The 20,413-nt window shown below is 68.7% G+C and carries 13 protein-coding genes; 11 read left to right on the top strand and 2 right to left on the bottom strand.

Features of this window, described 5'->3' with window-relative positions:
* Positions 1-19: 19 nt before the first annotated feature.
* Positions 20-1,273, top strand: coding sequence for a cell wall metabolism sensor histidine kinase WalK (locus CXQ92_RS07505; protein ID WP_104166876.1), 1,254 nt, complete (start codon positions 20-22; stop codon positions 1,271-1,273).
* On the top strand, positions 1,270-1,950 hold the full coding sequence (locus CXQ92_RS07500; RefSeq protein ID WP_104166874.1) for a response regulator transcription factor: 681 nt from the start codon (positions 1,270-1,272) through the stop codon (positions 1,948-1,950). Before CXQ92_RS07505 ends, CXQ92_RS07500 begins: the two co-directional genes overlap by 4 nt.
* 120 nt (positions 1,951-2,070) lie before the next feature.
* Here the strand turns inward: CXQ92_RS07500 and CXQ92_RS07495 are convergent, their stop codons facing one another.
* Entirely contained in the window at positions 2,071-2,619 is a 549-nt protein-coding gene (locus CXQ92_RS07495) for a hypothetical protein (RefSeq protein WP_104166872.1), read from the bottom strand.
* Between the two features lie 256 nt (positions 2,620-2,875).
* Between CXQ92_RS07495 and CXQ92_RS07490 the strand changes: the two genes are divergently transcribed.
* From CXQ92_RS07490 to glgX, 6 genes are all read left to right on the top strand, one after another.
* Complete coding sequence (locus CXQ92_RS07490) at positions 2,876-3,358, top strand: CarD family transcriptional regulator (RefSeq protein WP_043443336.1); 483 nt, start codon at positions 2,876-2,878, stop codon at positions 3,356-3,358.
* Between the two features lie 79 nt (positions 3,359-3,437).
* Entirely contained in the window at positions 3,438-4,331 is an 894-nt protein-coding gene (locus tag CXQ92_RS07485; RefSeq protein ID WP_104166870.1) for a 2-C-methyl-D-erythritol 4-phosphate cytidylyltransferase, read from the top strand.
* A complete protein-coding gene (gene ispF / locus CXQ92_RS07480; RefSeq protein ID WP_104166868.1) occupies positions 4,318-4,863 on the top strand; it encodes a 2-C-methyl-D-erythritol 2,4-cyclodiphosphate synthase in 546 nt (181 codons plus the stop codon). Before CXQ92_RS07485 ends, ispF begins: the two co-directional genes overlap by 14 nt.
* A gap of 26 nt (positions 4,864-4,889) precedes the next feature.
* Positions 4,890-6,350: a cysteine--tRNA ligase gene (gene cysS / locus CXQ92_RS07475; protein ID WP_104166866.1), complete on the top strand. Its 1,461-nt coding sequence runs from the start codon at positions 4,890-4,892 to the stop codon at positions 6,348-6,350.
* Between the two features lie 122 nt (positions 6,351-6,472).
* The gene (gene rlmB / locus CXQ92_RS07470) at positions 6,473-7,456 is read left to right on the top strand and encodes a 23S rRNA (guanosine(2251)-2'-O)-methyltransferase RlmB (protein ID WP_104166864.1); all 984 of its coding nucleotides are present in this window, start codon (positions 6,473-6,475) and stop codon (positions 7,454-7,456) included.
* A gap of 6 nt (positions 7,457-7,462) precedes the next feature.
* Positions 7,463-9,565, top strand: a complete 2,103-nt coding sequence (gene glgX / locus CXQ92_RS07465) for a glycogen debranching protein GlgX (protein WP_104166862.1) — start codon at positions 7,463-7,465, stop codon at positions 9,563-9,565.
* Positions 9,566-9,716: 151 nt separating this feature from the next.
* Here the strand turns inward: glgX and glgP are convergent, their stop codons facing one another.
* On the bottom strand, positions 9,717-12,329 hold the full coding sequence (gene glgP / locus CXQ92_RS07460) for an alpha-glucan family phosphorylase (RefSeq protein WP_104166860.1): 2,613 nt from the start codon (positions 12,327-12,329) through the stop codon (positions 9,717-9,719).
* A 134-nt stretch (positions 12,330-12,463) separates the two neighbouring features.
* Between glgP and CXQ92_RS07455 the strand changes: the two genes are divergently transcribed.
* Genes CXQ92_RS07455 through glgB form a run of 3 tightly spaced genes read left to right on the top strand, consistent with a single transcriptional unit; the run spans position 12,464 to position 20,069 of the window.
* Positions 12,464-14,503 carry an alpha-1,4-glucan--maltose-1-phosphate maltosyltransferase gene (locus CXQ92_RS07455; RefSeq protein ID WP_104166858.1) on the top strand — a complete coding sequence of 680 codons (2,040 nt, stop codon included), beginning with the start codon at positions 12,464-12,466 and terminating at the stop codon, positions 14,501-14,503.
* Entirely contained in the window at positions 14,503-16,269 is a 1,767-nt protein-coding gene (gene treS, locus CXQ92_RS07450; RefSeq protein WP_104166856.1) for a maltose alpha-D-glucosyltransferase, read from the top strand. The genes CXQ92_RS07455 and treS overlap by 1 nt, the downstream gene beginning before the upstream one ends.
* Entirely contained in the window at positions 16,269-20,069 is a 3,801-nt protein-coding gene (glgB, locus tag CXQ92_RS07445; RefSeq protein ID WP_104166854.1) for a 1,4-alpha-glucan branching protein GlgB, read from the top strand. Before treS ends, glgB begins: the two co-directional genes overlap by 1 nt.
* The last annotated feature ends 344 nt before the right edge of the window (positions 20,070-20,413 follow it).

Raw genomic sequence — 20,413 nt, 5'->3', positions numbered from 1 at the left:
CAGCGCATAAGCTAGGTCCGTGGACCCCCTTCTCCTGACGCTCGTGGCCGGGCTGGTAGGCCTGGCCCTCGGCGTGACCGGTATGGCGGCGTTCCGCGCGAGCGAGGTACAACGGCTCCGACTCCACTACGAGGACGAGCCCTCCCTGCCCGACGGTGCCGCGGAGGTCCTCTCCATCATCGGCAGGGCGTACGTGGTCGTGGACGCGATCGACGGCGTCGTCCGCGCCAGTCCCGCGGCCTACGCCTTCGGCCTCGTCAGGGGACATACCGTGGTGCACTCCGAGCTCCTCGAGCTCACGGCCCGCGTCCGGCGCGACGGCGTGATCGAGCAGCAGCAACTCGAACTGCCGCGTGGCCCCCTCGGCCAGGGGACGATCGTGGTCCAGGTCCGTGTAGCGGCCCTCGGCGCCGAGTACATCCTTATCCTGGCGGACGACCGCACCGAGATCACCCGCACCGAGGAGATCCGCAACGACTTCGTCGCGAACGTCTCCCACGAGCTCAAGACGCCCGTGGGTGCGATCTCCCTCCTCGCCGAGGCGATCGACGACGCCGCCGAGGACGAGGTGGCCGTCCGACGCTTCGCCCAGCGCATGCACAAGGAATCCAGTCGGCTGTCCGCGCTGGTGCAGGACATCATCGAGCTCTCCCGTCTCCAGGGGGCCGACGTCGTCCGCCGCGGCAAGCCGGTGGACATCAACTCCGTCGTCGCCGAAGCCGTGGACCGCAACAAGCTTCCCGCCGAGAGCAAGCAGATCGACATGGTGGTCGGCGGATCGGTCTCCACCCCCGTACACGGGGACCGCGACCTGCTCATGACGGCCTTCCGCAACCTCATCGACAACGCCATCCGCTATTCGCCCGAGGGTACGCGGGTGGGCGTGGGACTCCGGTCCCGGGACGGCCTCGTGCAAGTGTCGGTCACGGACCAGGGCCCGGGCATCACGCCCGAGGAACAGGAACGCATCTTCGAGCGCTTCTACCGCATCGACGCCGCCCGGTCCCGCCAGACCGGCGGCACAGGCCTCGGTCTCAGCATCGTCAAGCATGTGGTGTCCAATCACGGCGGCGAGGTCACCGTGTGGTCGCAGCCCGGACAGGGCAGTACCTTCACGGTCCGGTTGCCCGAGATGGAGGGCGCCGTGGACGACGACGCCGCAGCGGACGAATCTGCCCCGGGCGACGTCGGCAACGGTGCCGTCCCGTCGGTCGAGCGGAAGCCAGGAAAGAAGGGCAGCAGTGCTGCCCATGAGCAGGGAGTCAAGGCTTGAGCCGAATTCTGATCGTTGAGGACGAGGAGTCGTTCAGCGACCCGCTGTCCTATCTCCTCGGCAAGGAAGGGTACGAGGTGTCCGTCGTGGACAACGGCCTCGACGCCCTCACCGAGTTCGACCGCTCAGGCGCCGACCTCGTGCTGCTCGATCTCCAACTGCCGGGACTGCCCGGTACCGAGGTCTGCCGGCAGCTCCGCCAGCGCTCCAGCGTCCCGGTCATCATGCTGACCGCGAAGGACGCCGAGATCGACAAGGTGGTGGGACTGGAGCTCGGGGCTGACGACTACGTCACCAAGCCCTACTCCTCCCGTGAACTCGTGGCCCGTATCCGAGCAGTGCTGCGGCGCCAGGGCGAACCCGAGGAACTGATCTCGAACACCATCCAGGCCGGTCCGGTCCGCATGGACATCGAACGGCACGTCGTGAGTGTCGACGGCGACCAGGTGGCACTTCCGCTGAAGGAGTTCGAGCTGCTCGAGATGCTGCTCCGTAATTCGGGCAGGGTGCTGACCCGCGGCCAGCTGATCGATCGGGTCTGGGGGTCCGACTACGTGGGGGACACCAAGACCCTCGACGTCCACGTGAAGCGGCTGCGTGGCAAGGTGGAACCCGATCCCTCGAATCCCCGCTACCTCATCACCGTGCGGGGGCTCGGCTACAAGTTCGAGCCCTGAGTCCGGCCCCCGGACCAGGATGATCCTGGACCCCGGTGCCGGCCGAACGGCGTGAGGGCCTGCCGACATGACACTGCCCGCACCCGATCGATCGGGTGCGGGCAGTCACGGTGCCGGGGGCTATTCGCCCCCGGCTGCTTCCTCGCCCTCGGATGCTTCCTCGGTCGCCGCGGGTTCACTCGGCCGGGGCGTGAAGCCGCCGGGTACGAAGTCGCGGTATTCCTCGAGGGTCCCGTCCAGTACGGGCACCTGGAAGGTGGCCTCTTCGCCGTCGACCTCGAAGTCGACGTCGACCAGCGAGCCGGGGTTGTTCTCCAGCCCGTCGAGCGTGGCGTCGTCCTCGGTCTCGTCCTCGAACCTGAACTCCCCGTCCCCCTCGACGGTGATGGTGGTTTCGATGCCATCTGCACGGATGGACAGGTCCACGGGCTGGTCTGTCGTGTTGAACACGGTACCGACGATCCGCCCCGCGGCCTCGTCCTCGCTGCCCACGATCAGGAGGTTGCGCAGCAGGACGGGTCCGAAATCCTTCACGATGCCATCCGAGGCGGCGTACTGGGTCGTCGTGGACTGCTCGGTGGTGAAGGTGCAGCCGGAGACACCCAGCATCACCAGCACGGCGCCGGCAGCCACGGACCGCTGCACTCGGTTCTTCGGTGCGAAATTCACAGCACAAACTCCTGGGGTTGAACAGGTGGGACAGGGACGGAATCCGGAGGGGACCTACAGGACAGACTATCGGCAACGCCGTCCGATCGTGGTGTCGGTTTCGGCCGCGCAGGAGCCCCGGATCACTTAATGCCCGGTCCGTCAAGAGGCGAATGATAGACACTTCCGCTTGATTCGAGCCCCTGACCTGCGAAAACGCGCTCATCGGCGTGTCGTTGCCGTGATAAACTGATTCCCGGGAAAGGGGAAAGTCCACATGGTTTTTGAGGTCGGCGAAACAGTTGTTTACCCGCATCACGGCGCAGCGAAGATCGAGGAGATCAAGATGCGTGTCGTCAAGGGCGAAGAGAAGATGTATCTCAAGCTCAAGGTGGCCCAGGGCGATCTGACGATTGAAGTACCAGCAGAGAACGTCGACCTCGTAGGGGTTCGCGACGTGGTGGGCAAGGAGGGCCTCGAGCATGTGTTCGACGTCCTGCGGGCCGAGTTCACCGAAGAGCCGACCAACTGGTCACGCCGTTACAAGGCGAACCTCGAGAAGCTCGCCTCCGGCGATGTCATCAAGGTCGCCGAGGTGGTACGTGACCTCTGGCGCCGCGACCACGACCGCGGCCTGTCGGCCGGCGAGAAGAGGATGCTCGCCAAGGCGCGGCAGATCCTGATCTCCGAGCTCGCACTGGCCGAGAAGACCGACGAGGAGAAGGCCGCAAGCGTTCTCGACGAGGTCCTCGCCTCCTAGGAGATGGGCCGACCACGAAAGAGGGACCTCCGGGTCCCTCTTTTTTGTTGCGCTGTCATAGGGTGACGGAGTGTCCGAGATGAATCCCCAGCACCGCACCCCGGCCGAGGTCGGCGTCGTCATCGTCGCCGCCGGCTCCGGACAACGCCTCGGCCACGGCATCCCGAAGGCCCGCGTCCTCTGTGGCGGACGCACCCTCCTGGACCACGCGGTGGACGCCGTGCTCCTGGCAGGCGTCGCGACCGCCGTCGTCGTGGTGCTTCCCGAGGGCGACGACGTCCTGGCTGCCGTCGTCGCGGAGGCAGCCGCCCGCAGCGCAGCGTCCCGCACGGCCGACACCGCCTCCGGCGCGGCGACGGACAGTCCGGATCCGGCCGGGAGCACAGGGGACGCCGTACTGACGCATCCCCCGGTCGTCGTCTCGGCAGTGGTGGGGGGATCCACGCGGACGGCGTCCGTGCGCGCCGGGCTCGACGCCCTGCCGCCGACGGTCGGCGTCGTGCTGGTCCACGACGCCGCGCGGGCGCTCACACCTCCTGCCGTCTTCCGGCGGGTCGCCACCGCCGTCGCGGAGGGTGCGACGGCGGTCATCCCGGTCCTGCCGGTGGTCGACACCGTCAAGGCCGTCGACGGCGACCTCGTCACGGCAACCCCCGATCGCGCGGCACTGCGGGCCGTGCAGACCCCCCAGGGCTTCGACGCCGGTGCTCTCCGGGCGGCCCATGCCGGCGATGCCGCAGCGCACCCCGGCATCACGGACGACGCCATGCTCATGGAGGCACTCGGCCACGCGGTACGGGTGGTCGAGGGGGACCCCCTGGCGTTCAAGGTCACGACCCCGCTCGATCTCGTCATCGCCGAAGCAGTCCTCGCACAGAGGGCTGCCGGCAGCGCCCAGCGGTCCGACCGGGGCCCGAGCGACCCGGCCCCGGGCGCCATCCCCACCAGCAGGAGCAGCCGTGTACCTGAGTGAGCACCTCCACCTTCCCCGCACCGGGATCGGCGTCGACGTCCACGCCTTCGCAGCCGAGCCCGCGGGCGGCACGCCGGCCGCCCCGCTCTGGCTGGCAGGCCTGCTGTGGGAGGGGGAGCGCGGACTGTCGGGACATTCCGACGGCGACGTGGTGGCCCACGCGGCGGCCGATGCCCTGTTCTCGGCGGCCGGAGTCGGCGATCTCGGGACGCACTTCGGTACGGACCGCCCCGAGTACGCCGGCGCCTCGGGCCATACCCTCCTCTCGGCCGCCGCGGGGATCGTGCGCGCGGCGGGGTTCGATATCGGCAACATCGCGGTGCAACTGATCGGCAACCGCCCGAAGTTCGGACCGCGCCGGGCCGAGGCCGAGGCCGTGCTGTCCGACGCCGCGCAGGCACCCGTGAGCATCTCGGCGACCACCACCGACGGCCTCGGCCTCACCGGCCGGGGGGAGGGCGTCGCGGCCATCGCCACCGCCGTCGTCGTCCGGTCCGCTGCCCGGGCGGCTCCTCCCGCTCCGCAAGAGTGAAGCCCGTCGGCGGGTAATCTGGACCGGTGAGCCTGCGATTCTATGACACCGCCCGCGCCGAGGTGCGCCCCTTCGAACCCCTCGAACCGGGCAGGGCGAGTCTCTACTACTGCGGTGCCACCGTGCAGGGCATGCCCCACGTGGGGCACGTGCGCTCCGCCATCGCCTTCGACCAGCTCACGCGCTGGCTCGAGGCGCGGGGACTGCGCGTCACCGTGGTCCGGAACGTCACGGACATCGACGACAAGATCCTCGCCCGGTCCCAGGACTCCTTCCGCCCCGGGGCGACGGACGAGGACCCGTCCCTGGTGCCGGAGGAACCGTGGTGGGCGCTCGCGTTCCGCTTCGAGCAGGAGTTCCACCGGGCGTATGCGGCTCTCGGCGTCCGGCCCCCCACCTACGAGCCGCGGGCCACAGGCCACGTCCCGGAGATGCACGCCCTCATCCAGCTCCTCATCGACCGCGGCCACGCCTACCCGGCACCGGACGGCTCCGGTGACGTCTACTTCGACGTCCGCTCCTGGCCCGCCTACGGCAGCCTGACGCGGCAGGACATCGACGACATGCAGGCCGCCCCCGACGCCGATCCCCGGGGCAAGAAGGATCCGCGCGACTTCGCGCTCTGGAAGGGGTCCAAGGAATCCGACCCGCCGACGGCGTCGTGGTCGAGCCCATGGGGTGCAGGCCGGCCCGGCTGGCATCTCGAATGCTCGAGCATGGTGACCAAGTACCTCGGCACGGAGTTCGACATCCATGGCGGCGGGCTCGACCTGCGCTTCCCGCACCACGAGAACGAGATGGCCCAGTCCCAGGCCGCGGGGCACGCCTTCGCCCGCTTCTGGATGCACAACGGGATGGTCACCTACGGCGGCGAGAAGATGTCGAAGTCGATCGGCAACACCGTGAGCCCGCAGGAGATGATCGATGCCGCCGGTCCCCGCGTGGTGCGCTACTACCTCGGCCAGGCACACTACCGCTCGGTGCTCGACTACCGGGAGACCTCGCTGCAGGAGGCGGCAGCCGCCGTGGCCCGCATCGACGGCTTCATCGCGAAGGCGTCCGCGCGCGTCGGCGCCCCGGACCGTGACGCACTCTCCTCGGCCGACCTCCCCGCGGCCTTCGCGGACGCGATGGACGACGACCTCAACGTCCCCCAGGCCCTCGCGGTGCTCCACACCACGGTGCGCTCCGGCAACACCAGCCTCGCCGAGGGTGACGACGACGCCGTGCGCGCCGCCCTCGCCGCCGTCGTCGCCATGACCCGTGTGCTCGGGCTCGACGACGCCGGAGCCCCCGTCACGGCGGGGGACACGGCGGCAGCCGCGGCTCTCGACGCTCTCGTCGTCGACCGCATCGACGAACGCAGCGCCGCCCGCAGTGCCCGGGACTGGGCGAGGGCGGACGGCATCCGCGACACCCTGGCAGCTGCTGGGATCACGCTCGAGGACTCCGCCGACGGCGCCACCTGGTCGCTGTCGGGGGACTGACCGGGAGCTCCCCGACGGCGCCGGTCGACGCCCGGATGGCGCCGGGACGAGGCGTGCTGAGGCAGTCGACGCGCTCCGCGTAAACTGGAGTCGATTCTTCTTCTATATAAAGGTGTTCTTCCATGGCCAGTCACGGACGTCCAGGCGCGGTTCGCAAAACGAAAAAGGGCCCCACCATCGGCACCGGCGGCCACGGACGCAAGTCGCTCGAGGGCAAGGGCCCCACTCCCAAGGCGGAGGACCGCCCGTACCACAAGTCGTTCAAGAACAAGGAGCTGGCCGAACGTTCGGCGGCGAAGCGGGCCGGCGGCAAGAGTGCCGGCACCGGCCGCACGAAGGGCAAGGCCGCCGAAGAGGTCGTCACCGGCCGCAACTCCGTCGTCGAGGCGCTTCGCGCGGGCATCCCGGCCAAGGCGCTGCACGTCGCCATCCGTGTCGAGATGGACGACCGCGTCCGCGAGTCCCTGAAGATGGCGGCCGAACGCGGCATCCCCGTCATGGAGACCGGCAAGCCCGAGCTGGACCGCATGACCGACGGCGCCGTGCACCAGGGCCTCATGCTGCAGATCCCGCCCTACGAGTATGCGGACGCGCTCGACCTCGTCGACGAGACCATCGAGCGTTTCCGGCGCGGGCACATCGGCAACGCGCCGCTCTTCGTCGCCCTGGACGGCATCACGGACCCCCGCAACCTCGGCGCCATCATCCGTTCGGCGTCGGCCTTCAGCAGCCACGGCGTGATCGTTCCCGAGCGACGCGCGGTCGGCGTGACGGCGTCCGCCTGGAAGACCAGCGCCGGCGCCGCCGTACGCGTCCCCGTGGCGCGCGTCGGCAACCTGAACTCGGCGTTGAAGTCCCTCAAGTCCAAGGGCATCTTCGTCCTCGGGCTCGACGGCGACGGCGATGTCTCCCTCCCGGAGCTGTCCCTCGGCCGCGACCCCATCTGCATCGTCGTCGGCTCGGAGGGCAAGGGCCTCTCCCGCCTGGTACGTGAGAACTGCGACCAGATCGTGTCCATCCCGATCGACTCCGCCATGGAATCGCTCAATGCCTCGATGGCGGTGGGGATCACGCTGTACGAGGTCTCCCGCCAGCGCTCCGCCTGACCGTCGATGGTGAATCCCGCGCCGTCGCCCCATCCGTCGCGCGAGTTCCCGCTCGGACTCCAGGCCATCGCCGGAGCCTGGGGTCAGGAAGCGCATGCCAACGCCGCGGTATGGGCGCCGGCCATCCCGTCCATCGACGTGCACTGGCGCCGCGCTGACGGGTCCTGGACGTCGGAGACGCTGGTCGGGCTCGACGGCGGCGTCCACCACGGCGTCGTGGGCCCGGTGTCCCCGGGCTCGCTCTACGCCTTCTGGCCCACGGGCAAGGAGCTGCCGGGTGCGGTCGGCGAGGCGCAGCTGCTCCTCGATCCCTACTCCCGTGCGATCGAGGTCGTCGACACACCGCCCGGGGTGGACGAGCCGACGTCGCGCTCCTACTACTCCGTGTTCCTCGAGCACGCCTTCGACTGGGGAACGAGCGAACGGCCCCAGACCCCGTGGCGTGACACCGTCATCTACGAGGCCCATGTCAAAGGGCTCACGAAGCTCCACCCGGACATCCCCGAGGAACTGCGGGGCACGTACGCGGGGCTGGGGCATCCGGCCATGGTCGGGTATCTCCGCGACCTCGGGGTGACCGCCGTCGAGCTCCTGCCCATCCACTTCCACCTCGACGAGCCGCACCTCGAGCCGCTGGGCCTCAGCAACTACTGGGGGTACAACACCCTCGGGTTCTTCTCGGCGCACACCGACTACGCGACGGCGGCCGCACGGGCCGCGGGCCCCGCCGCGGTGCTCGACGAGTTCAAGGGCATGGTCCGCGCGCTCCACGAGGCCGGACTCGAGGTGATCCTCGACGTCGTGTACAACCACACGGCGGAGGGTGAGCAGCATCGGCCGGCCCTCTGCTGGCGCGGACTCGGCGATCTCGACTACTACCGGCACGACCACGCCGGCCACTACGTGGACACGACCGGTTGCGGCAACAGCCTGGACTTCTCCCAGCCCCGCGTCGTCGAGTTCGCGCTGGACTCGCTGCGTTACTGGGTGGAGGAATGCCGGATCGACGGATTCCGGTTCGACCTCGCCGTCACGCTGTCCCGCGACGAGCACAACGCCTTCACCCCGAGGCACCCCTTCCTGGTCGCGGCGGGCGCCTCCAAGGCGCTCCGCGGCACGAAGCTCATCTCGGAGCCGTGGGACATCGGCCCTCACGGCTGGCAGACCGGGCGGTTCCCCGTCGGCTGGGCAGACTGGAACGACGGCTTCCGCGACACCGTGCGTGACTTCTGGCTTCGCGATATCGCATCCCTGACCCATGGCGGCACCGGGTCCTCGCCCGCCCGCCTGGCGGGCTGCCTCGCCGGCTCGGCGGACACCTTCGCACACTCCGGCCGCAGCGCCCTCGCCTCCGTCAACCTCGTCACCGCCCACGACGGCTTCACGCTCGCGGACCTGACGGCGTACGAGCGCAAGCACAACGAGGCCAACGGTGAGGGCAACCGCGACGGCCACAACGACAACCGCAGCTACAACCATGGTGCCGAGGGCCGCACGGAGGACGAGGCGATCCTCGCGGCCCGCGAGCGGACGGCGCGCAACATCATGGCCTCGCTGCTCATCTCGCTGGGGGTCCCGATGCTCACGGCCGGCGACGAGTTCGGACGCACCCAGGCCGGGAACAACAACGCCTACTGCCAGGACAACGAGCTCGCCTGGATGCACTGGCCCGACGACGCCGCATCCCGGCGCCTGCTCGATTCGACCCGCACGCTGCTGGCCGTCCGACGGGCCTTCCTGGCCCAGCAGCCGCCGTCCTTCCCGTCCCGCGGCGACCAGTCGACCCTGCTGTGGTTCAACGCCGCCGGGCTCCCGATGACCGCGCACGAGTGGGAGGACCCGCGGACCCGGACCGTGCAGCTGATCCTCGGATCGGCCGGCGGGACGGTGGACGGGCTCGTCGTGATCAATGGCTCGCTCGAGGACACACGCATCCACCTGCCCTCGGCCTGGATCCTGCAGGGACAGGGCATAGAACAGGAACAACCGCGCTGGTTCAGTCCGATCTTCGACTCCGCCTCCCGCGAACCGATGCCCGCCCGCGTGCGGTTGCGGTCCGGCGACGCCGACACCGTCGCCGCCGACTCGGTGCGCATCTACCGCTGCTGACGCGCCCCCATCGCAGAGCAGTGCCCGTCCGGCGCGGACCGGAAAGGGTGGGCGCGGACCGGCGGCCGGCTCGAGCGAGGTCCGTTCACGACGAAGCCCGGGACCATCCGGTCCCGGGCTTCGTCCTGCACCGCCTGCAGGCGGTCGACGGTCAGGCGTTGACGACGAGTCCCAGTTCCGCCTTCGTGGCGAGGGTCGCGTGCTTCGGCAGCACGCGGACGGTGTATCCGAAGGAGCCGGAGTGGTCGATCCGGATGCCGCCCCTGAACAGGTAGCGCCCGCTGCCGAGGTTCTCGGCGACCTCCAGGTCCTTGACCGTGACGTCGCTCAGCTCGTCGGTCTCGAGGGCACGGCCGTAGGCCACCTCGACGGCGACGTCGTCCGGGTCGAGCCCGCCCAGGGACACGTAGGCGTCGACCGTCAGCGAGTCACCGATCTGCGGGTACTCCGTGACGCCGGTGGAATCGACGTGTTCCACCTGGACGGCCGGCCAACTGCCCTGGACACGGGAACGCCACGCGGCGGTCCGCTTCGCGAGCGAGTAGTTGTCGGCCGCTGCGGCGTGGCCGGCGCGCCAGGCCGGGCGGTAGAGCTTCTCCACGTAGTCCTGCAGCATGCGCTCGGCAGACACCGCGGGGCCGAGGGTCGCCATGGTGTGCTTGATCATCGCGATCCACTGGTGCGGCACGCCGTCGCGCGAGGGCTCCGACGGGCCGGCGGCCCCGGCTCCCTCGGCAGGGACCTGTGAGTAGAAGCGCGGAGCGACCTGCGTCTCCAGGAGGTCGTAGAGTGCGCTCGCCTCGATGTCGTCGCGGGCATCGGCGGAGGCCCCGTTGTTGGCCGTCGGGATCGCCCAGCCGTTGTCGCCGTCGTACATCTCGTCCCACCAGCCGTCCAGCACGGACAGGTTGAGGCCGCCGTTGATGGCGGCCTTCATGCCCGAGGTGCCGCAGGCCTCCAGGGGTCGGAGCGGGTTGTTCAGCCAGACGTCGCAGCCGGGGAACAGGGTGCGTGCCATCGCGATGTCGTAGTTGGGCAGGAACACGATCCGGTGGCGGACCTCGGGGTCGTCGGTGAAACGGACCAGGTCCTGGATCATCCGCTTGCCCTGTTCGTCCGCGGGGTGGGACTTGCCGGCGATCACGAGCTGGATGGGGTGCTCCGGGTGCAGGAGCAGGGCCTTCAGGCGGGCCGGGTCACGCAGCATGAGCGTGAGGCGCTTGTAGGTCGGCACACGGCGCGCGAACCCGATCGTGAGGACGTCCGGGTCCAGCACCGAATCGGTCCACTTCAAGGCGGCGTCGGCCGCGCCACGCTTCTTCCACGAGGAGCGCAGGCGCTGGCGCACGTCGTCGACGAGGTTGGAGCGGAGGCTGCGGCGCAGCGCCCAGATGTCGGTGTCCGGGACGTCGTACACCTTGTTCCACTGCGGGTCGAGGACGGACTCGGCACCGAAGTTGGCACGGGCGAAGTCCGCGATCTCGGGATCCACCCAGCTCGGCACATGCACGCCGTTGGTCACCGACGTGATCGGCACCTCCTGGGTGTCGAACCCCGGCCAGAGCCCCGAGAACATCCCCCGGGACACCTCGCCGTGCAGCTTCGCCACACCATTGGCGCGCTGGGCCAGGCGGAGGCCCATGACGGCCATGTTGAACTTCGAGCGGTCGCCGTCCTCGTAGTTCTCCGCTCCGAGGGCCAGGACCCGGTCCGTCGGGACGGCGGGCGCGAGGCCCGCGTGGAAGAAGTGCTCGATCTGCGCGCGGTCGAACCTGTCGATGCCGGCCGGCACCGGGGTGTGGGTGGTGAAGACGGTCGAGGCCCGGCCGGCCGTGAGCGCTTCCTCCCAGCTCATGGGCGTCTCGTTGGACGGATCCATGAGTTCGCGGATGCGCTCGATGCCGAGGAAGCCGGCGTGGCCCTCGTTGGTGTGGAACACCTCGGGCGCGGGTGTGCCGGTGAGCCGCTCGAAGATGCGCAGCGCCTTCACACCGCCCATGCCGAGGAGCAGTTCCTGCTGCAGCCGCTGGTCGCCGCCACCGCCGTAGAGGCGATCGGTGACGTTGCGCGCCGCCTCGTCGTTGCCCGGGACGTTGGAGTCGAGGAGCAGGAGCGGGACGCGGCCGACGTCGGCACGCCAGATGTGCGCGGAGAGCTGGCGGCCGTTGGGCAGCGGCAGCACCACCTTCGCGGCCGAGCCGTCCTGCTCGCGGAGCAGGGTCAGGGGGAGGCCGTCCGGGTCGAGGACGGGGTAGGTCTCCTGCTGCCAGGCATCCTGCGAGAGGGACTGCTTGAAGTAGCCGGACTGGTAGAGCAGGCCGACGCCGATCAGGGGGATGCCGAGGTCGGAGGCCGACTTCAGGTGGTCGCCTGCCAGGATCCCGAGGCCGCCGGAGTACTGGGGGAGGACCGCGGCGATGCCGTACTCGGGGGAGAAGTACGCGATGCTGCGCGGAGCGTCGTCGCCGAGCCCCTGGTACCAGCGCGGCTTCGTCAGGTAGTCGTCGAGATCGGCACCCACCTCCTGGATGCGCTGGACCAGCGTCTCGTCGTCGGCGAGCTGCTCGAGCTTCTCGCGTGTCACGGAGCCCAGGAAGGACACCGGATCGTGGCCGCTCTGCTCCCAGGCCGCGCGGTCTATCTCCTCGAACAAGCGCGAGGTCGGCAGGTGCCACGACCAGCGCAGATTGCCCGCGAGTTTGCCGAGCGGTGCGATCTTCTCGGGGAGGACGGTTCGGACGGTAAATCTGCGGATTGCCTTCACCCCGATTACGCTAGCGCACTTGCCGAGCAGTAGCGCGGAAGCGTTGCGTAAACGCTTGCTCGATGTGTTATCGGCGCCGATGTTACGCAAAGCTCCCTTAGCAATTCAGGCCATTACTCGCTAACGTCGTACGGGTGACCACCACAACCGACCAGAACCGAAATGCCCCTTATCCCGAAGGACTGCGGTTCGGCCGCATCCCCATCACCGCGGTCAGTCCCGTCGTCGAGGACGGACGCTTCCCTGCCAAGGCGCTTCCCGGCTCGGACATCGCCGTGGGCGCGACCGTCTTCAGGGAAGGACACGACCAGCTGGGTGTGTCGGCAGTCCTGTACGACCCCAGGGGCAAGGAGGTGCAGCGCATCCGGATGACACCGGTCGGCTCGGGGCTGGACCGCTGGGCGGGCATCCTGACCCCGCGCACGAAGGGCCTGCACACCTTCACCATCGAAGGCTGGTCCGACCTCTTCGGGACGTGGGAGCACGATGCGACCATCAAGATCGCGGCCGGCGTCGACGTCGAGCTGATGCTGATGGAGGGCGCAGCGCTTTTCACCCGCGCGGCAGGGGAGCGCAGCGCACGCGATGCGGCTCTCTTCCGCCGCACCGCCGCGACCCTCTCCGACACCTCCCTGGCCGTCGACGAGCGCCTCGCCGCCGGCCTCACGCCCCAGATCCACGAGGCGATCGCCCGCCGGCCCCTCCGCTCGCTGGTCACCGCGTCGCGGGCGTACCCGATCGACGTCGAGCGGGAGCTCGCCGGTCGCGCCGCCTGGTACGAGTTCTTCCCGCGGTCGGAAGGCGCCACCTACGACCCGGAGACGGCGCAGTGGACCTCCGGCACGTTCCGTGAGGCCGCAAAGCGCCTCGACGCCGTGGCCGCCATGAACTTCGACGTCGTCTACCTGCCGCCGATCCACCCGATCGGACACACGCACCGCAAGGGCCCGAACAACACCCTCACGGCCGGCCCCGGCGACCCGGGCTCGCCCTGGGCGATCGGATCCGCGGACGGTGGCCACGACGCCATCCACCCCGACCTCGGCACCTTCGAGGACTTCGATGCCTTCGTCGCACGCGCCGGGGAGCTCGGTCTCGAGGTGGCCCTGGACCTCGCGCTGCAGGCCGCACCCGACCACCCATGGGTCAAGACTCATCCCGAGTGGTTCACCACCCGCGTCGACGGCACCATCGCCTACGCGGAGAACCCGCCGAAGAAGTACCAGGACATCTACCCCATCAACTTCGACAACGACCCCCAGGGCCTGTCGAAGGAGATCCTGCGGATCGTCCTCATGTGGGTCCAGCACGGAGTGAAGATCTTCCGGGTGGACAACCCCCACACCAAGCCCGTGCAGTTCTGGGAGTGGCTCATCGCCAAGGTGAACAAGAAGCACCCCGACGTCATCTTCCTCGCCGAGGCCTTCACGCGCCCGCCCATGATGCACGCCCTGGGCCGCGCCGGGTTCCAGCAGTCCTACTCCTACTTCACGTGGCGCAACACCAAGACGGAGCTCGAGGAGTACTTCACCGAGATCAGCCAGGTCTCCCCGGCGTACTTCAGGCCCAACTTCTTCGTCAACACCCCGGACATCCTCACCGAGTACCTCCAGTACGGGGGACCGGCCGCCTTCAAGATCCGGGCCGTGCTCGCCTCCATGGCGAGCCCCCTCTGGGGTGTCTACTCCGGCTACGAGCTGTTCGAGCACGTTGCCCGGCCGGGTGCCGAGGAGTACATCGACAACGAGAAGTTCCAGTACCGTCCGCGGGACTACGCCGCCGCGGAGGCCGAAGGCCGCTCGCTGGCCCCGTTCATCACGCGGCTCAACGCCATCCGGCGCGCGCACCCCGCGCTCGGTGATCTCGAGAACCTGTCGATCCACAGCAGCACCGACCCGGCCACGCTGGTCTTCGTCAAGCACAAGCAGACGGCGGAGGGCAAGGACACCATCATCGTCGTCGTCAACGTCGATCCCCACAGCACCCGGGAGAGCACGGTGTCGCTCGACCTGGCGAAGCTGGGCCTCGATGCTGCGGATCTCGACGAGAGCGGTACGTTCCTCGTGGACGATCTCATCACGGGACAGACGTTCGCCTGGGGCGAGCACAACTACGTCCGGCTGGACGCCCACGTGGAACCGGCCCACATTCTCTCGATCAGGAGGCAGCACTAGTGCCCAACCCCTTCCAGCTCAATGCACCTGGACTGGCCCACGACCCCCTCTGGTACCGCAAGGCGGTCTTCTACGAGGCTCTGGTGCGCGGCTTCGCCGATGCGAACGGGGATGGCTCCGGCGACCTGTCCGGCCTGATCGAGAAACTGGACTACCTCCAGTGGCTCGGTGTCGACTGCCTCTGGCTGCCCCCCTTCTTCAAGTCCCCGCTGCGGGACGGCGGGTACGACATCTCGGACTACTACGACGTCCTCGACGAATTCGGTTCCCTCAGCGACTTCAAGCGGCTCGTCGCCGAGGCACACGCCCGCGGCGTCCGGGTCATCATCGACCTGCCCGTGAACCACACCTCGGACCAGCACCACTGGTTCCAGGAATCGCGCCGCGACCCCGAGGGACCCTACGGGGACTTCTACGTCTGGAGTGACACCGACGAGAAGTACGAGGACGCGCGCATCATCTTCGTCGACACCGAGGAGTCCAACTGGACGTTCGACCCGGTGCGTCGGCAGTTCTTCTGGCACCGTTTCTTCAGCCACCAGCCGGACCTCAACTTCGAGAACCCCAAGGTGCAGGAAGCCATCTTCGACGTCGTGAGGTTCTGGCTCGACCAGGGCATCGACGGTTTCCGCGCGGACGCCATCCCCTACCTGTTCGAGGAGGAGGGCACCAACTGCGAGAACCTGCCGAAGACGCACGAGTTCCTCAAGCGTCTGCGAGCGATGGTCGACGAGACCTACCCGGGCCGCGTCATCATCGCCGAGGCCAACCAGATGCCGGACGAGGTCGTCGAGTACTTCGGGGACGCGGACGGTCCCGAGTGCCACATGGCGTTCCACTTCCCGATCATGCCGAGGCTCTTCTACGCGCTGCGCGACCAGAAGGCGGCGCCCATCATCGAGACGATGAAGGAGACGCCCGACATCCCGGCCGGGGCGCAGTGGGGCACCTTCCTCCGCAACCATGACGAGCTCACGCTCGAGATGGTCACCAGCGAGGAACGCGAGGCCATGCTGGGCTGGTACGCGCCGGACCCCCGCATGCGGGCGAACGTCGGTATCCGCCGTCGCCTGTCCCCGCTCCTGGACAATTCACGGGCCGAGGTGGAGCTCATCCACGCCCTCCTGCTGTCCCTGCCCGGCAGCCCGTTCCTCTACTACGGGGACGAGATCGGCATGGGCGACAACATCTGGCTGGAGGACCGCGACGCGTCACGCACGCCGATGCAGTGGAACCCGGACCGCAACGCGGGCTTCTCCCCGGTGGATCCCGGCAAGCTGTACCTGCCGGTCGTCCAGTCGCTCGTCTACCACTACAACCACGTGAACGTCGAAGCGCAGATGGCCAGCTCGAGCTCGCTGCTCCACTGGGTGCGCCAGATGCTCGCGGTGCGCAAGACCCACCCCGCGTTCGGGCTGGGCTCCTACCGCCATGTAGCCGTCGAGTCCGAGCATGTGCTCGCCTTCCTCCGGGAGATCGACGAGGGCAACACCGAGGGCGAGCAGGCGGAGTCGGTCCTGTGCGTCTTCAACCTCTCGCAGCACCCGGTCGCGGCGAGGATGCGGCTTCCCGAGTTCGCGGGCCGCGGACTGCGGGACCTCTTCGGGGGTTCGGTGTTCCCGGCGTTCGCGGAGGACGGAGAGGTCACCCTGACGCTCGGCAGCCACGACTTCTTCTGGCTCCGCGTCCGCTCCGCCAGTTCCAACACGTCCTCCCCGCACACCCAGGCACTCCCGGTCATCCCCGTCCCGGAGGCGACCCGATGATGGCGGCGCACACACCGTTCATCCCGGAGATCCTCACGGCGTGGCTTCCCACCCAGCGATGGTTCCCGGCACGGGGCCAGTCGGTGGACCTGACGGTCGTCGGCGGCACGGTGCTCGAGGACCCGACGGGCACAGCCCGCTTCGAGCTCCATTTCCTCGCCGTCGATTCCGGACGGCGCACCGACGTCGTCAGCGTGCCGATCAGCTACCGGAGCGAACCGCTCGACGACGGCGCGTCCGGCCTGATCGGACAGGTGGAACACCCCGACCTGGGTCCGCGGTGGGCCTATGACGCGACACACGACGCCGACTTCGTGCGCCTCTGGGTGGACTTCATGCTCAGCGCGGGCAGCACCTCGGACGGCCGCCTGAACGGCGTCGCCATCAAGGCGCCGGCCCACCAGGAGCCCGGCACCGTCCAGCCCGTCAAGATCATGCAGGGCGAGCAGTCGAACACCTCGGTGATCTACGGCTCCGGGCCCGGCTCCATGATCGTGAAGTTCTTCCGGGTACTCGCTGCGGGCGAGAGCCCCGACGTGGAGCTCAGCGCCCAGCTCACCGCGGGCGGCTCCACCGACACACCGGACACCTTCAGCTGGGTGACGGGCACCTGGCAGCACGCCGGCGCCGAACCCGGCTCCCACGTCACGGGGCACGTGAGCGTGCTGCGCGACTTCGTGGAGGGCAGCACCGACGCCTGGCGCACGGCGTCCCTCGCCGCATCCACCGCCGCAGACTTCACCGCGGAGGCCCGCGGGCTCGGTCAGGCCGTCGCGAGGATCCACCGGCAGCTCGACGTCGCCCTCGGGCACCGCATGGCGACCGACGCCGAGAAGAAGGACTTCAGGGAGGCCCTCGCGGCGCGCATCCGCTGGGCCTGGGAGGAGGCCGGCGACGCTGTCGGACCGCTCGGCGCAGAGGTGGAGCGCATCATCCGCGCCGTGGAGACGCTCGAGGACATCCCGCCCCTGCAGCGGATCCACGCGGACCTGCACCTCGGTCAGGTCCTGCAGGCGCCGGACGGCACCTGGCTCGTCATCGACTTCGAGGGCGAGCCCCTCCGGCCCACGGCCGAGCGGAGCGTCCCGGACGTGCCGCTGCGTGACGTCGTCGGCATGGTCCGCTCGCTCGAATACGCTGCCGCGTCCCGGGGAGCCGCGCCGGTCGGCTCGCCCGCGTCGGCCGAGACGGAGCGGTGGTCCGTCGCCGCCCGCGAGGCGTTCCTCGCCGGGTACGCGGAGGAAGCCGGGACGCCCGTCGACACCGACGGTCCGCTCTTCCGCGCCCTCTGGCTCGACAAGGCCCTGTACGAAGTCGTCTACGAGATCCGCAACAGACCGGACTGGGTCGAGATGCCCGTCCGGGATGTCCGACGCGCGCTGGGTGCACATCCCGGTGCGGACGCCACGAAAGCAGCTGACATGAATCCCCCCAAGAAAGCCGGTCCCGCCAAGGGTGCAGGCAAGGAAACCCTCGCGGGCAAGGCAGCAAAGGCCGTCACCGAGACCGCGAAGGCGGTAGCCGACAAGGCGAAGAGCGCCACGGCGGACATCGCCGACAAGGCGAAGGACGTGGCCCCGGAAGTGAAGGGTTCATCCCCGGCCCCGGCAGCCGACCTCACGCCCGCCGCGGTCGAGCCGTCCGTGCTGCAGCAGGTCTCCGAGGGCTCCTACCACCAGCCCCACGCCGTGCTCGGTGCGCACCTGAGCAGCGACGACGTCGTCACCGTCCGGACGCTGCGACGCCTCGCCCGGTCCGTCGTCCTCGTCACCGGAACCGGCCGCACCGAACTGACCCACGAGCACAACGGGATCTGGGTCGGCGCAATGCCGGCCGAGAACCCCGGGCACGTCCCCGACTACCGGCTCGAGGTGACCTACGACGGCGACCCCGTCACCGTCGACGACCCCTACCGGTTCCTGCCGACCCTCGGCGAGATCGACATGCACCTCATCGGTGAGGGCCGGCACGAGACCCTGTGGACCGCGCTCGGCGCGCATGTCCGGCGGTACTCGTCCGTCCTCGGAGACATCCAGGGTGTCTCGTTCGCGGTCTGGGCTCCGAACGCCCGCGCGGTCCGTGTCATGGGCGATTTCAACGGCTGGGACGGCAGCATCAGCGCGATGCGCGTGCTGGGCAGCACGGGGATCTGGGAGATCTTCATCCCCGGGGCCGGTGCCGGCACGTGCTACAAGTTCGAGATCCTCGGCAACGACGGGCAGTGGCGCCAGAAGGCCGACCCGATGGCCCGGGGCACCGAGATCCCGCCGCTCACCGGCTCGAAGGTCGTCGAGTCGACCTACGTCTTCGGTGACGACGAATGGATGCAGGCGCGCGCGGCCACCGATCCGCACAATGGGCCCATGAGCGTGTACGAGGTGCACCTGGGGTCCTGGCGCCAGGGGCTCAGCTATCAGGAACTGGCGGAGCAGCTCGTGGAGTACGTCTCCTGGCAGGGCTTCACCCACGTGGAACTCATGCCCGTCGCCGAGCACCCGTTCGGCGGATCGTGGGGCTACCAGGTCACCTCCTACTTCGCGCCCACGTCCCGTTTCGGCTCGCCCGACGACTTCAAGTACCTCGTCGACAAGCTGCACCAGGCCGGTATCGGCGTGATCATGGACTGGGTCCCCGCGCACTTCCCCAAGGACGAGTGGGCGCTGGCCAATTTCGACGGCGGAACCCTGTACGAGCACGGCGACCCGTTCCTCGGGGAGCACCGTGACTGGGGGACGCTCATCTTCGACTTCGGTCGTCGTGAGGTCCGCAACTTCCTCGTCGCGAACGCCCTGTACTGGCTCGAGGAATTCCACATCGACGGCCTCCGGGTCGACGCCGTGGCATCGATGCTGTACCTCAACTACTCCCGCGAGGAAGGCCAGTGGCGTCCGAACAAGTTCGGCGGCCAAGAGAACCTGGAAGCCATCTCGTTCCTGCAGGAGGTCAATGCGACCGCCTACAAGAGGGCTCCGGGAATCGTCATGGTGGCCGAGGAGTCGACGGCGTTCGACGGCGTCACCCGGGCGACCAGCGCAGGCGGCCTCGGGTTCGGTATCAAGTGGAACATGGGCTGGATGCACGACACCCTCGAGTACATCGCCGAGGAACCGATCAACCGGATGTACCACCACGGCAAGGCGACCTTCTCCATGGTGTACGCGTACACGGAGAACTTCATGCTGCCCATCAGCCACGACGAGGTCGTGCACGGCAAGGGTTCCCTGCTGCGCAAGATGCCGGGCGACCGCTGGCAGCAGCTCGCCAACGTCCGCGCGTACCTCGCATTCCAGTGGGCGCATCCGGGCAAGCAGCTGATCTTCATGGGGACCGAGTTCGCCCAGGAGTCGGAATGGGCCGAGCACCACAGCCTCGACTGGTGGCTGACGGAGACCCCGTCCCACCAGGGAGTCCAGCAGCTCGTCCGGTCCCTCAATGCGGTGTACCGGGAGACACCGGCACTGTATGCACGCGACAACGAGCCCGCCGGCTTCCAGTGGATCGACGAGAACGACGGCGAGCACAACACGCTGTCCTTCATCCGCTGGGATCACCAGGGCAACCCGCTCGTCTGCATCGCGAACTTCGCCGGCGGCCCGCACGAAGGGTTCCGGGTGGGACTCCCCTGGGCAGGGGAGTGGACCGAGGTGCTCAACACCGACTCGGAGGAGTTCGGCGGATCGGGTGTGGGTAACGCCGGGGTCGTGACGGCCCGCGAGGGAGCGCACAACGGCCAGCCCGCCTATGGGGACGTCCGCGTTCCGCCACTCGGCGTGCTGTACCTGAAGCCCGCCACCTCCTGACACCCGCCACGGCAGCAGCGGACCCCGGCCCGGGGTCCGCTGCTGTTTTGCATCCGGTCCCCGCCGGTGCTATCGTTTATATCCGCGCCGACGAAGTAATCTGGTCGGCCGACAACCTCGGAACCAAGGCTCACCTCCTGTCCACGTGGACGGGAACGGGGAGCGGGGACGACGGGAATCGGCGGATTTGTGGTTGCGGGGTGGGTGCGGGTAGGCTTGAAAAGTTGCTCCGGAGCGATGACATGATGGTTTGGTCGTGTTTGGTGCCGGTTGTTCCTGTTGTTTGAGAACTCAATAGTGTGCCAAGTTTGTTGATACCGATTGTTTTTTGATTGGTTGAATTT

Origin of the sequence: Arthrobacter sp. SX1312, assembly GCF_002929295.1 — a bacterium.
In the GTDB taxonomy this organism is placed as follows: Bacteria; Actinomycetota; Actinomycetes; order Actinomycetales; family Micrococcaceae; genus Arthrobacter_D.
The sequence above is the reverse complement of the archived record's forward strand: the minus strand, read 5'-3'. Positions and strand labels throughout refer to the sequence as shown.

Bases quoted from the DNA above. Each gene is read 5' to 3' on its own strand.
- CXQ92_RS07490 (WP_043443336.1), top strand. From the start codon at position 2,876: ATGGTTTTTGAGGTCGGCGAAACAGTTGTTTACCCGCATCACGGCGCA.
- CXQ92_RS07485 (WP_104166870.1), top strand. From the start codon at position 3,438: ATGAATCCCCAGCACCGCACCCCGGCCGAGGTCGGCGTCGTCATCGTC.
- rlmB (WP_104166864.1), top strand. From the start codon at position 6,473: ATGGCCAGTCACGGACGTCCAGGCGCGGTTCGCAAAACGAAAAAGGGC.
- glgX (WP_104166862.1), top strand. From the start codon at position 7,463: ATGGTGAATCCCGCGCCGTCGCCCCATCCGTCGCGCGAGTTCCCGCTC.
- glgB (WP_104166854.1), top strand. From the start codon at position 16,269: ATGGCGGCGCACACACCGTTCATCCCGGAGATCCTCACGGCGTGGCTT.